This window comes from Candidatus Methylomirabilota bacterium (genome assembly GCA_027293415.1).
Taxonomy (GTDB): domain Bacteria; phylum Methylomirabilota; class Methylomirabilia; order Methylomirabilales; family CSP1-5; genus CSP1-5.
This window is the reverse complement of the sequence record JAPUFX010000186.1, coordinates 1-12,482: the sequence shown is the minus strand read 5'-3', so window position 1 is coordinate 12,482 and position 12,482 is coordinate 1. Positions and strand designations below refer to the sequence as shown.

11 protein-coding genes are annotated in these 12,482 nt (G+C 61.0%); all 11 read right to left on the bottom strand.

Annotation, left to right across the window (positions count from 1 at the left end; translation table 11 throughout):
- Nucleotides 1–210: 210 nt before the first annotated feature.
- Nucleotides 211–1,185: a protease modulator HflC gene (hflC, locus tag O6929_12795; protein MCZ6481257.1), complete on the bottom strand. Its 975-nt coding sequence runs from the start codon at nt 1,183–1,185 to the stop codon at nt 211–213.
- Nucleotides 1,182–2,231, bottom strand: coding sequence for an FtsH protease activity modulator HflK (gene hflK, locus O6929_12790; protein MCZ6481256.1), 1,050 nt, complete (start codon nt 2,229–2,231; stop codon nt 1,182–1,184). The genes hflC and hflK overlap by 4 nt, the downstream gene beginning before the upstream one ends.
- A 161-nt stretch (nt 2,232–2,392) precedes the next feature.
- Complete coding sequence (locus O6929_12785; GenBank protein MCZ6481255.1) at nt 2,393–3,250, bottom strand: DUF72 domain-containing protein; 858 nt, start codon at nt 3,248–3,250, stop codon at nt 2,393–2,395.
- A gap of 33 nt (nt 3,251–3,283) precedes the next feature.
- A complete protein-coding gene (locus O6929_12780; protein MCZ6481254.1) occupies nt 3,284–5,290 on the bottom strand; it encodes an ATP-dependent helicase in 2,007 nt (668 codons plus the stop codon).
- Nucleotides 5,283–6,284: a ChaN family lipoprotein gene (locus O6929_12775; GenBank protein MCZ6481253.1), complete on the bottom strand. Its 1,002-nt coding sequence runs from the start codon at nt 6,282–6,284 to the stop codon at nt 5,283–5,285. The genes O6929_12780 and O6929_12775 overlap by 8 nt, the downstream gene beginning before the upstream one ends.
- 383 nt (nt 6,285–6,667) lie before the next feature.
- Nucleotides 6,668–7,630, bottom strand: coding sequence for a transposase (locus tag O6929_12770; protein MCZ6481252.1), 963 nt, complete (start codon nt 7,628–7,630; stop codon nt 6,668–6,670).
- 113 nt (nt 7,631–7,743) lie between these two features.
- Nucleotides 7,744–8,172: a hypothetical protein gene (locus O6929_12765; protein ID MCZ6481251.1), complete on the bottom strand. Its 429-nt coding sequence runs from the start codon at nt 8,170–8,172 to the stop codon at nt 7,744–7,746.
- Nucleotides 8,156–8,782 carry a MarR family transcriptional regulator gene (locus tag O6929_12760; GenBank protein MCZ6481250.1) on the bottom strand — a complete coding sequence of 209 codons (627 nt, stop codon included), beginning with the start codon at nt 8,780–8,782 and terminating at the stop codon, nt 8,156–8,158. The genes O6929_12765 and O6929_12760 overlap by 17 nt, the downstream gene beginning before the upstream one ends.
- Before the next feature lie 260 nt (nt 8,783–9,042).
- Nucleotides 9,043–9,354: a septum formation initiator family protein gene (locus O6929_12755; protein ID MCZ6481249.1), complete on the bottom strand. Its 312-nt coding sequence runs from the start codon at nt 9,352–9,354 to the stop codon at nt 9,043–9,045.
- Nucleotides 9,354–10,646 (bottom strand): phosphopyruvate hydratase, encoded by a 1,293-nt coding sequence (gene eno / locus O6929_12750; protein ID MCZ6481248.1) that lies wholly within the window; start codon nt 10,644–10,646, stop codon nt 9,354–9,356. The genes O6929_12755 and eno overlap by 1 nt, the downstream gene beginning before the upstream one ends.
- Nucleotides 10,643–12,067 carry a phosphoglucomutase/phosphomannomutase family protein gene (locus O6929_12745; GenBank protein MCZ6481247.1) on the bottom strand — a complete coding sequence of 475 codons (1,425 nt, stop codon included), beginning with the start codon at nt 12,065–12,067 and terminating at the stop codon, nt 10,643–10,645. The genes eno and O6929_12745 overlap by 4 nt, the downstream gene beginning before the upstream one ends.
- Between the last annotated feature and the right edge of the window lie 415 nt (nt 12,068–12,482).

The window sequence follows — 12,482 nt, the reverse complement described above, 5'->3', positions numbered from 1 at the left end:
AGCAACAGGAAAACCAGCTGGGGACGATGCGGGCGGAACGCTCTCGGCTGGAGGATGCACGGGCCGTGGCCCAGAAGCAGCTCGACGGGATGCTCGAGAAGATGAGCTTCGACCGCAACGTATAGCGTTAACGATGACCGTTGACCGTTATCCGATGACCGTCAGTGACGAAAAGGCTTTTTCGGTCGTCGGTCAACGGTCATCGTGGGATTACCGCCGGGCCGGTCGCTTATCGGCCGGTACTGCCTGCTTGAGGTACCGGTAGTAGTCGCTGTCCGTCGTCAGGATCAGCACGGAGTTCTCGTTCTGTCCTTCCTTATACGCCTCCAGCGTCCGGGAAAAAGCGTAGAATTCCGGGTCCTTGCCGAAGGCCTCACCGTAAATCTTGGTCGCTGTGGCGTCCGCCTTCCCTCGAATCTTCTGGGCCCGCCGGTACGCATTAGACTCGATCTGGCGAAGCTCCTTCTCCATTTTGCCCACGATCTCGGCGCTCTCCCCCTCCCCTTCAGAGCGGAACCGGGCGGCGATGCGCTTTCGCTCGGAAATCATTCGCGAGTACACCTTCTCCCGGACGCTCTGGATATAGTTGAGGCGCTTGATGCGGACGTCGACTAGCTCGATACCGAACTGGGGGACGACCTTCCGGGCCTCGGCCAGGATGGCGCGGGTGAGCTCCTCGCGTCCGCGGATGATCTTCTTCTTGAGTTCCTTCTCCCGCTCCACCGGGATCTCCTCGAGCACCTTCTCCTTCGGTATCACCCACGAGGCGCTGCGGACCAGTTCCACCAGCGTGTTGCCCGAGACCTGGCTCCGGACCGCGGAGTCGATGATGTCATCGAGGCGTGATTGGGCCCCCTGTTCCGACGCCACGCTCTCGAGGAACTTCCTCGGGTCGGCGATCCGCCAGCGCGCCGTGGCGTCCACGCTGATGAACTCGCGCCCCTTGGTCGGGATCTCCTCCGGGTCCCCATCCCAGATCATGAGCCGTTTCTCAAAGAGAAGGACTTTCTGGACGAGTGGGATCTTAAAGTGAAGCCCTGCCTCGGTGACCGTGTCCCCGACGACCTTACCGAACTGCAGGATGATGGCCTGCTGACCCTCCTGCACGGTGTAAAAGGCGCCGGACAGGGCCAGGAAGACCAGGAGTCCGAGGATACCGACGGCGATCGTGAGCGTCCTCTTCATGGCTTCATCCCTCCTGGCGCCTGCTTGACACCCGATTCCAGGGAGAGCCAGGGGATCAGGGCCTTCTGGTCGGCGTCCACGATGTACAGAGACTTGGCCGCAGGGAGGATCGTGGTCAGCGCCTCCAGGTAGAGCCGCTTCCGCGTAACCTCAGGGAACCGCCGATATTCCGCGAGGATGGCCTGAAAGCGGTTCGCCTCGCCCTTGGCCCGGTTCACGCGCTCGAGGGCAAAGCCTTCGGCCTGGGCGATGGTCCGGCCCGCCTCTCCCCGCGCCTTGGGGATCTCGCGGTTGGCTTGCTCCTGGGCTTGGTTGATCGTCCGTTCCCTGTCCTGCCGTGCCTCGTTCACCTCGTTGAAGGCGGGCTTGACGGGGTCTGGTGGGGTGACATCCTGGAGCTTGACCGAGGTGATGCGGACCCCGGTCTCGTAAGTGATCAAAATCTTCTGCATCTCTGTCTTGACTTCTTCTTGGACGGCTTCCCGGCCGACGGTCAAGACGTCGCTTCCCAGGCGGTTGCCCACCACCTGCCGCATGACCGCTTCGGACACGTCCCGGATCGTGTCTATCGGCTCCCGAACTCGGAAGAGGAATTTTCCTGGGTCATCGATACGGTACTGAACAATCCAGTCGACGTCGATGACGTTCAGATCTCCGGTGAGCATGAGGGACTCATTCAGGAACTGCCTCGGCGAGAATCGGGTCCGTCGCCCTGGAACCTCGGTCCGGAACCCGAACTCCTCTTTGAGGACTCGCGCTGTTGGGATGAGGCGGACCGTTTCAACCCCGTAGGGAATCTTGAAGTGCAGACCCGGGCCCTCCGTCCGAACGACCTCTCCAAAGCGCTGGACCACACCGGTTTCCTCTGGCTGGACGGTGAACCAGCTCGACCAGAGAAGGACCACCGCCAGCACGAGGACCACGATGCCCCCGATGCCCCCAAAGGGCACGCGTCGGCCGCGAAGTGGTCCCAGGAACCGCTCGATGAGTTCCCGGATGTCCACGGGAGGCCTCCCACCTCTCGGAGGCCAGCCTTGTGCTGCCATAGAGTACCTCCTTCGTTATGAATGAAGTTTCTGACCTGAACTTCCTTTGACCGTAGCACACTCGTCTCCCCGGTGCAACCGATCCTGGGCAGGCTTCGGGTTCCGGAGATCGGGTACTGTTCGCTCTGATCTCTTCTCAATTTCCCAAGGGGATCTCGCGGTTATGACAGCGGCAGCTCACCGGGGGCAACCCCCACGGGGCTGAACGCCTTCAGGAAAGGGAACTGCTCGGCGAGGGTTCTGGGGACCCTGCCGACTGGAAGGCCCAGGTGATGTTTCATCAGGTACGCATTGGCTGGTGCCTTGCCGCGAGGGTGGTTGTTGAAGAAGATAAAGGTGATTTTCGTCTTGTCCGCCAACGTTGCAATCTTGGGCACCCACTCCTCGAGCTCCCCCTCGCGGTAGAGGTAATCGTATCTTTCTGACGCCTCCTGATGCTCCCACCACGTCTCCGTTGCCCGGCCGTGGAAGCGCACGTAGCCCACATCGCTGGTCGCCTCGACGACGCGCGGTGGGAGCTTGGGGAGCTCCGGTTCATCCACACAACACAGCCCCATCTCCTGCTCACGCAGAAACGCAAAGACGGGCGAGGTGTACCAGGACGCGTTGCGAAACTCCACCACCAGGGGAACACTGGCCAGGGCCTCCCGGAGCCGGAGGAGATGGTCTCGGTTTTCTTTTTTATTCCAGAAGCTATAGGGAAACTGCGCCAGGACGCATCCCAGACTCTTCCGATCTTCGAGGACCCGGATGGCCTCGCGAAAGGCGGGCGCAGCGGTCTGAAAATTTTCGCGCCGGTGGGTCATATCGGCATGGGCCTTGACGCTGAAGGTCACCTCACCGCCCGCCTTTCTGTCCATAGCCTCCAGGGTCCTGGGGTGCGGCATTTGATAATATGTAAAATTGATCTCGAGCGTATCAAAGCACTGGGCATAATAAGCAAGCATATCCTGGTCCCGGAGCTTGGCCGGGTAAAATACCCCCTTCCAGTCGGCGTACTTGAATCCGGAGGTCCCGATCTTGATCGTGTCGGATGCCAGGGTGGCGTCTCCTTACTCCATGCGGACGTGCCATTGCTCGTAGAGGTTGTCCGAGATCTCGTGCACGAACCGGGAGGGCTTCAGAATGAGCTCCCGCCGGCGGAAATCGGTCCCGCGTTGCGGGTGGCAGAGGTAGAGATGTTCCTTGGCCCTCGTCGTCGCCACATAGAAGAGACGTCGCTCCTCCTCAAGCCCGCCCTCCTCGCGGAGCCCCGCTGCAGAAGGAAACCAGCCGTCGACTAGCCAGATAAGGAAGACCACGCTCCACTCCAGGCCCTTGGCCTGGTGAATGGTCGATAGGATCAAAAGTTCATCCCGGGGCTCATCCCACACCACATCCTCGCCGGTGATCACCCCGGTGAGGGAGAGTTCCGTGAGAAACGCCTCCAGTGAAGGATAGCGCAGGGCGAAGGTCGCCAGTTGCTGCAAGTCCTCGAGCCGAGAAGCCCAGTTGGGGTACCGCGTCTTCAGATACTCCTGGTAGACACCGTCGAGCACGGTGTCGATCATCTCGGCGGGAGCCTGGGGCAGGGCAAAGAGCCTGGTCAACAAGGTCAAGAACTCCTGGAACCCTCGCCGGGCTCTCGACCCCAGATGTGGCGCGAGTGCCTTGAGTGCCTCTAAATCCAGTTGCCCACTTTGACTAGCGACTGCCTGCCAGATCTGCTCAGCCGTGGCATTGCCGATACCCGGGTGGAGCTTCACCGCGCGCTTCCACGCCAGCTCATCCTTGGGGTTAACGACGATCCGAAGGTAGGCGACCACGTCCTTCACGTGGGCCTGCTCGTAGAACCGGAGTCCGGAACGGATGTCAAAGGGGATGCCCCGCCTCGTCAGTTCCAGCTGCAGTTGAATACTCTGGAAATGGGCCCGGTACAGCACGGCCATATCATTGAGGGGAATTGCCTCATCCCGGAGCTCCAGCGCGCGTTGGGCGACGAAGGCGGCCTGCTCCTCCTCATCGGTGAGGGAGGTGAGGGCAGGCTTTGGCCCAGACGGTCGAACCGGTCTCAGGGTCTTGTGGTACTGGTCGATGTTGTGGAGGATGCTGGCATTGGCCAGGTCGAGCACTTCCGGCGTGCTCCGGTAATTGGTCTCCAGCTTGTGGACCTGGGCATCGGGATAGCGCTCGGTGAAGCGGAGGATATTGGCATACTTCGCCCCGCGGAAGGCGAAGATCGATTGGGCGTCATCCCCCACGACCATGAGGTTCCGGTGATGCGAAGCCAGCAGGTCCAGGATTTCCCCCTGTATGGCATTGGTGTCTTGATACTCGTCGCAGAGAACGTGGAGGAACCGCTGCCGGTAAGAGTCCAGCACCTCGGGATGTTCCTTCAACAGGCGGAGCCAGAGCGAGAGGAGGTCATCGTAGTCGACCAGGTTGTCCTTGAATTTTCGCTCCCGGTACCGCCGGCCGATCGCAAGGATCTCCGCCTCAAAGAGGGTGAAAAAGGGGTAGCGGTCTTCCAGGACGTGGGCGACCGAACGCTCAGCGTTGATGGCGGTACTGAGGATGTCTTGGAGCACATCTCCTTTAGGAAAGCGATGTTTCGTCACAGAAATCCCCAGATCGGTCACGCACACCTGGAGGAGTTCTTTGGCGTCTTCGCGATCGAGGATGGTGTAACTGTTCGTGAGGCCGACGAGGGTGGCATGACGGCGAAGGATCATATTGCCGATATGGTGGAATGTTCCCCCCCAAACCTGGGTACTGTCGCCCCGGGTCACCTCAGTCACTCGCCGCAGCATCTCGCGGGCCGCTTTGTTGGTGAAGGTGACCAGCAGGATCCGGGAAGGGTTCGTCCCCTGATCGATGAGGTAAGCCACCCGGTAGGTGATGACACGGGTTTTGCCGCTGCCGGCGCCTGCAATCACCAGGTGGGGCCCGCGACCAGCGGTCACCGCCTGCAATTGAGCGGGATTGAGCTCGGCCTCGTAGGCCGACAGATCCACCGGGGCCTTGAACGTCTTGAGGACATATTCCTTTATCTGGCTTGTCTCTCGTCTTCCGTCAGTCATTCACGCCTTCATCTTCCTTCCGTAAGCCCTCGAGCTGCTTTTCGAATTTCTCGCACGGGTCTAAATCATCCACGCGCGGGGTGAACCAAACGTAGTCGAAAGGAAGCGGGCCAGGCCCGAAATCTGAGGCGTACGCCCCGGTTTCCGTTTCGCCTTTCCGGACCTCCAGAAAAGTCAAGCTGACGACCGTTGCCCCGGGCCTCCGGCGGGCGAGGGAAGCCGGGACGCCACGATCCTTTCGGATATGCCCGGAGCCGGCGATCAGCACAGCACCGTCCTGCCGGTCGGCTGCGGCGAGACTGTCGGCCATTTGTGCGTCTCGAGCCCGCTGCACGGTGATCATGGCTTCGACCGTTGATGCCGAGGCAAAGCCGCAGTGGGCGTCGCGGATCTCGGCTGCCATTTCCGCGTGGGTCTCAGGGGTGAGCGGCTGGTCGAGGCCCAGCCGGGTCACCGTCCCGGCTTCCACCGCAGCCAGACCTTTTTGCCCGAGGGCCTGCGCCATGTCCCGGGGAATGTTCGTCGCGACGATCGGAAGTCCTGCCTCCAGGGCGACCTCGGCGATCGGTTGATAGAGCGCCCAGTCTGGCCAGCCGGAGCGGTCCCAGTGGACGGCGTCCGCGAGACCGGCGGCGTCGGTTGGTGCGACGGCCAGGTGCTGGACAATGGCTGGCCCCTGGTCAATGTCGAACATCTCGAATCCTATGGCGGGGTGGCGTCCGGCGGCGATCATGGCGCGGAGCAGCCATGCCTGAAGCCGATGGTGATCCGGGTTGTCGTGCTTCTCGCCGAGCAGGACGAACCGGCTTAGGGCCAGGCGCTCCACAAGAGTTGCAGGGTCAATGAAGCGAGCAGCCGCCACATCCCAGATGCGCCCGGTGAGCGGATGATCCCGGCCCAGGGTGGTTTGCCAATTCTCCGTCCGTTCGGTGGCGTGCGTTGCTCCGATCAGCAAGGCGCCGGTGACGAGAAGCTGGACGCTCAGGACAATCACCTCGCTCGCCTCGCCTCAGGTCCGTCACTCGAATCCACGTTCCTCGTTCCAGCCTTAACGCGCCTTCATTACATCGTTCAGCCGCCTGTTGAGAAACAGGTTACCAGCTTCGGCCGGATTGCGCCATCTAGAACCTCCATTCACCTCTCCGCCAAGAACGGAACACTTCAGGACGTCTAATCTCAGCCTCCGGGTGAATTAGACTGCACGAAAATGGTGTACATGCCGATGGCAGATCGAGCGATCGTTCGGGTAATCTATGCGTTTCACGAGTGTTCCAGTCACCTATTGCTCAGCCACCCACGCTGCAACCGTCCTTCAACCCTCAACGCGGTGCTCCCTGGCAACACACACAACAAAAACAACAAAGAACGGGGACAGGTCTATAGATTTGAAATTATCCTTCTTTCTATATTGCGGAGAACCCGATCCCAATTCGGATCTTCCCTTCTGAGCCTCGCTACCCGGCCCGCGGCGTGACTCACTGTCGATTCTTCCACCCCCAACGATCCGGCCAGGGCCTTAAGCGACAACCCCCCTCTCTCGCGTCCCAAGTAGAACAGAACGGCTCTCCCTGGATCGGACCGCCCCCCCGTTTTCAGGCGCAGCAACTCCGGTAACGCCGCCTCGACCTCCCGTCGGATTTCGTTGTACGTTGGCCGGGCCTCCAGTTGCCTTCGACTCGGCACTTCCCGGTCCCGTCCCCGCGTCACTTTCCCGCGAACAAAGCGCACAAATTGCGGCCCCCCCAAAACCACCTGCGCGATCACCTGCTCCCAAGGCCGCTCCACGCCTCGACGAATCCCCTCCGCCACAAATGTCCGGTAGGCATTCTGGCCCCTCGAAAGGTTTCTCCCAAAATATCCCAAAACCGCCTGCCTCGTCAGCCAAACCGGCGCCTGGCGTCTCCCAATGTAGGCCAGATAACTGCTCCAGGGATACCTCCCCAACCGCACAGCCCGCCGGGCTCGGATCGGATTCAGATGCATATAGCGGGACAGTTCCAATAGATAACCTTCTTTCTCTACGACGATAGCCTTATAGCGTCCTTGAAAGAGGTGCCCGCTCCGACGGTGAACCCGGTTAAAATACCCCGTGTAGACACCGTTGAGGTGCCGCAGGGCCAGGGATAAGTTGGCTTCCGGTGTCTCTACGAGAAGATGATAGTGGTTGCCCATCAAGACGTACGCATGCAGGAGGAGGCGGTAGCGATCCACCGTCTGAGCGAGGAGGGTAAGGAAGGCTTCGCGATCAGCATCGGACCGAAAGATGGCCTTCCGTTCGTTGCCTCTTGCCGTGATGTGATACAGCGCCCCGGGATATTGCAGTCGCAATGGTCGGGTCATGATCGCCTCGCGATGAGATGACCCGCAGCCTACCACCGAATTTAGTTAAAGTCAACTTTGTAGACCTGACCCCACCCGCATTCCCTGAGATGACCCGCAGCCTACCACCGAATTTAGTTAAAGTCAACTTTGTAGACCTGACCCCACCCGCATTCCCAGCTTCGGAACCGCTCCACGAGCTTTCCCAGGCGCGTGATGTCTGCCCGAGTATAGACTTCACCACTGTACGAGACCAGGCTTTTCTCGTGGATCAATCGGCGCAACTGGTTGACAGCGGCCCTCCCCTGAGCGTCCAAAGCGACGACCTCCTCGATGAGGTCTACGAGATCGCGGTGATCCTCTCCCCTTGATTTTATTCCCGCGACTTTGATGGTAATGGCATCAGCGTACGCGATGGCCGCGTGGATGATCAATACGCCAGCCGCGTTCCAATACTCGAACTCCCGTGCGACCTCCGCCCCCTGGTAAAAGTTGTCCGCGACCCGGAGATAGTCCAGGCTTCGGTGGAGATCCACGCGGTCCCGTTTACGCCTTCTGGCCATCTATGTGCCGCACCAGTTGCCCGCCGAGGAACGGCTGGGCCTCGCGCAACAACGTTCGGACCAGTGGATCCCTTTTGGCATTACGACGTCGAAACTCGTCCCGGGTGAGGATGATCGGGGACAGACGGGCCCCGAACCGTTTCCAGATGATGGCCGCCACCTCCTGTACCCGCGCGTGGGCCTTCTCCTTCGCCTGGGGGGATGACACCACCAGGCATATGTCGAGATCGCTTTCCGGCACCTCTTCGCGGCGGGCGACGCTGCCGAAGATGGCGCCCGAGAGAGCTACGTCCTGGAAGTGGCGTCGAAGCACGTCTTTCAATCGGTCCTCGAACCGTCGCTCAAATTGCAGCAACGGCACAATTCCCCTGGCGATCAGCTCGTGTTCTCGATTCAGAGTAAACAGGTGGGCACGGCCCACCCGCTGTCGCCGAAGAAGGCCGAGGGCCTCCAAGCGGGAGAGGGCTTCGATGCAGGCTTGGTGGTTCATGCCGGCCTGCCGCGCAATTTCCCGACCAGTGAGGCCGTGGGCGGAGTCGAGAAGCACCCGGAGGACGGCAATCTGACTTCGTGCCGACAGGATGTGATCAAGGGGACGATGAATGATCATCGGATATGCTCTCCCTATTCGCTGTCTAAATCACCAGACATTTGTCCGGAATTCTAGACAAAACTTCCTTGCCTGAATGGGGGCTGGCAGCGTCTTTATCAGCGTTTCATGGGAGCTTGGGGCAGGACTCCAATCGTGAAGGTGCAGACGCCGGTCGCGGGGTTCGGGGACCGACCCAGGCAGTTGAGGTTCCAAGATGATTGGGTGGGTGAGGGTCCTCCAAAGGCACCGTCATGAGAGGAAGGGATGGCGGGTGCGGCTTAGCGTTTCCGGAACTGGTAGACGATTTCCCCGGGCCGAACCAGGCCCAGGTCCCGCCGGGCGATCTCCTCAGCCTGGGAGGGAAAACGGCGCAGCGCGTCGACCTCTTGCCGGAACAGTGCATTCTCGCGCTTGAGTGCCTCGATCTGCTGCGCCAGATCTGCCTTGAGCCGTGCCATCCGGTAAAGCTGAAGGAGGCTCCGATCTCCCGACAGCGAGAGGAGGGGCAGAAGGCCCAAGAAGCAGAGGACCAGGATCAGGCCACGCCGCGGTCGTTGAGTCTCACACAGTGTGCGGTCCCGCTTCGTCATCACCGCGCTCGGAAGTGGCGGAAGGCTTCCGCCCCGGGAAATCGGGCCGCCGGCCCCAGCGCCTCTTCGATGCGAAGCAGCTGATTGTACTTGACCGTCCTGTCGGTCCGGGAGGCAGAGCCGGTTTTGATCTGTCCGGCGTTCACTGCCACGGCGAGGTCGGCAATTATGGTATCTTCCGTTTCCCCCGAGCGATGGGAAATCACGGTGGCGTACGCTGCCTGTTTTGCGATAGCGATGGCCTCCAGGGTTTCGGTCAGGGTGCCGATCTGGTTTACCTTGATCAGGATGGCGTTGGCAATTCCCCGGGCGATTCCCTCGCGGAGGATCGCGGCATTCGTCACGAAGAGGTCATCCCCCACGAGCTGGACCCGATCGCCGAGGGCCGCCGTCAAGAGCGCCCATCCCTCCCAGTCTCCCTCGGCCATGCCGTCCTCGATGGACACGATTGGATACTGCTGGACCCACCGGGCGTAGAAGTCCACCATCTTTTCTCGACTGAGCTTGACCTTGTTCCCGGCGAGGAGATGATACCGGTCACCCTCGTAAAACTCGCTGGCCGCCGGATCGAGCGCCACAAAGAGGTCCCGGCCTGGGTGATAGCCGGCCTGTGTGGCGGCTTCAAGAATCAGCTCTACCGCCTCTTCGTTCGAACGAAGATCAGGGGCAAAGCCTCCCTCGTCTCCGACGGCGGTGCTGTAGCCTCGCTTTTTCAATGCGGCCCGCAGGCTATGGAAGACCTCGACCCCAATCCGGAGCGCCTCGGCGAACCGTCCACCGGCGAGCGGGACGATCATGAATTCCTGGAAATCTACGTTATTGTCGGCATGCTTTCCCCCGTTGAGGATATTCATGAGGGGGACCGGAAGGTCCCGGGCCGCCGCCCCCCCGAGATACCGGTAGAGCGGGAGGCCGGTTTCCTCCGCCGCTGCCTTGGCGACGGCGAGGGAAACCCCAAGAAGGGCGTTCGCGCCGAGCTTGCCCTTCGTGGGGGTGCCATCCAAACGGCACAGGGTCTGGTCCACTAGGGGCTGGTCGAGCGCCTCCAGTCCGATAATATCTTGGGCGATCAGCGTGTTGACATGTTCGACTGCCTTCTGGACTCCCCGACCCGAGTACCGCTGGGCGTCTCCATCTCGAAGCTCCACCGCCTCTCGCTCTCCGGTGGAGGCTCCCGAGGGGACTGCTGCCCGGCCAAAGGCTCCGCTCTCCAAGGTGACGTCGACCTCGACCGTCGGGTTCCCCCGGGAATCCAAGATCTCGCGGGCATGGATGTGGGCAATGTGACTCATGAACCGTACACCACCTCTTGCCCCGCCTCGGTGAGCCTCTCCAAGTCTTGGGGATTCTTTGCTTCCACGTAGAGACGGACCACCGGCTCCGTTCCGGAGAGCCGGATCAGGATCCAGCTGCCATCCTCGAATAGCAACTTGGTCCCGTCGACCCGCTGCACCTCCTTAACCACACGCCCGACGAGTTGGTGCGGAGGCTCCTCCAATTTCGGTAGGAGGCGTTCCCGCTCCTCGGGACTCAGGGTAAGATCGATCCGCCGGGAAAGGAAAGTGCCGACCTCCGTATACAGCTCATCCAGGAGCTGCCGCAGAGATAGCCCTCCCCGGTTCGCCACTAATTCAGCCACGAGCAGGCACGCCAGGATTCCATCCTTCTCTGGGACATGGCCACGAATGGAGAGTCCGGCACTCTCTTCGCCAGCGAGGATGACCTTCTCCTCGCTGATCAATTCACCGAGGTATTTGAATCCGACGGGGGTTTCGTATAACGGAACGCGATACTGGCTTGCGACGGCATCCAACAGATGTGTGGTCGCCACAGAGCGTGCGACCCCCCCCTGGAGGGGGCGCGTGGTGAGGAGGTGTTTCAAGAGCAGCGCCAGGATCTGGTTGGCGCTGACAGCCGTGCCGTCGCTGTCCACGATGCCGAAGCGATCGGCGTCCCCGTCGGTGGCAAGGCCCAGGTGGGCCGTTCGGCGTCGCACCCGCTCCCCCAATTCGGCAAGCCGCTTGGGTCCCGGGTCCGGTGGGGCGCCCCCGAACAGGGGGTCCCGCCAGTCATGGAGGACTTCGACCTCGCACCCTGCATCCCGGCAGGCCGCGTCCAGATACCCCCGGCCGGTTCCGAAGAGCGGGTCTACCACGACCCTCAACCTTGCGCGGCGGATAGTCTCGTAATCCAGGAGGCGACGAAGGTGCGTTAGATAAGGATGCAGCGGGTCAATCATCGTGAGGAGCCCCGCCTTCTCTGCCGCCTCGAGCTCCAAGACCTCTACCTGGGGACCCGTCCACCGCTCGTGGGCCTTGGCCTCGATGAACTGCGTGACGTCGGGCAGTGCCGGAGCACCGGTGGCCATGGAAAATTTGATCCCACCCCACTCCGGTGGGTTATGAGAAGCGGTCACGGTAATGGCTCCTCCTGCTTCCCGTCGCACGGTCTCGTACGCAACGACAGGGGTGGGCGTATCCCGATCACACAGAAAAACGTGGATTCCGTTCCCGGTGAGGACCTTTGCCGCCTCTTCTGCGAATCGTTCTGCGAGGAAGCGGGAATCATACCCGACCACGATCCCTCGCCCTTCGAGACCTGCTGCGTTCAGATGGTCGGCGATGGCCTGGACCACGACCCGTGCGTTGGCGAAGGTGAAATCATCGGCGATGATCCCCCGCCAACCCGATGTTCCAAACCGTATCCGAGCCATGACCTCCTCACAGAATTGCGCAAAGATACAGGGCAGTATAGGAAGCGTGACTCGAAACTGTCAAGGCGAATCGGGCCGCCGGAGACATGCGAAGTCCGAAGTATTCCTTGCCATTGTGGTGGATTGAGCGGACGGTCCTGGGAGAAAAAAAACGAGGGTGGGCCGTTGAACTGCCGGGAGATTCGAGAGTCTCACTCGGGGACCCCGGTCAACGGATCATTTTGTGGTCTGGGAAATCTCTTGCGAAAACCTCTGAATTTCATTATAGTTTTAGAGGGTATAGTCGTGTTCGTGCCACTTCATTCCGCGGTGGAGTCATGTGCACATGACCTATGGACGCCGAGCGCCCGCTCCTATTCGGCCTGCGATGAACCTCCTGCCATCTGAGTGCGGGTAAAGGGCCTGGATCCTTGCC

Coding starts and splice junctions, on each gene's coding strand:
- eno (MCZ6481248.1), bottom strand. CDS start 10,646: ATGAGTCACATTGCCCACATCCATGCCCGCGAGATCTTGGATTCCCGG.
- O6929_12770 (MCZ6481252.1), bottom strand. CDS start 7,630: ATGACCCGACCATTGCGACTGCAATATCCCGGGGCGCTGTATCACATC.
- O6929_12780 (MCZ6481254.1), bottom strand. CDS start 5,290: ATGACTGACGGAAGACGAGAGACAAGCCAGATAAAGGAATATGTCCTC.
- hflC (MCZ6481257.1), bottom strand. CDS start 1,185: ATGAAGAGGACGCTCACGATCGCCGTCGGTATCCTCGGACTCCTGGTC.
- O6929_12765 (MCZ6481251.1), bottom strand. CDS start 8,172: ATGGCCAGAAGGCGTAAACGGGACCGCGTGGATCTCCACCGAAGCCTG.
- O6929_12760 (MCZ6481250.1), bottom strand. CDS start 8,782: ATGATCATTCATCGTCCCCTTGATCACATCCTGTCGGCACGAAGTCAG.
- O6929_12755 (MCZ6481249.1), bottom strand. CDS start 9,354: ATGACGAAGCGGGACCGCACACTGTGTGAGACTCAACGACCGCGGCGT.
- O6929_12745 (MCZ6481247.1), bottom strand. CDS start 12,067: ATGGCTCGGATACGGTTTGGAACATCGGGTTGGCGGGGGATCATCGCC.
- hflK (MCZ6481256.1), bottom strand. CDS start 2,231: ATGGCAGCACAAGGCTGGCCTCCGAGAGGTGGGAGGCCTCCCGTGGAC.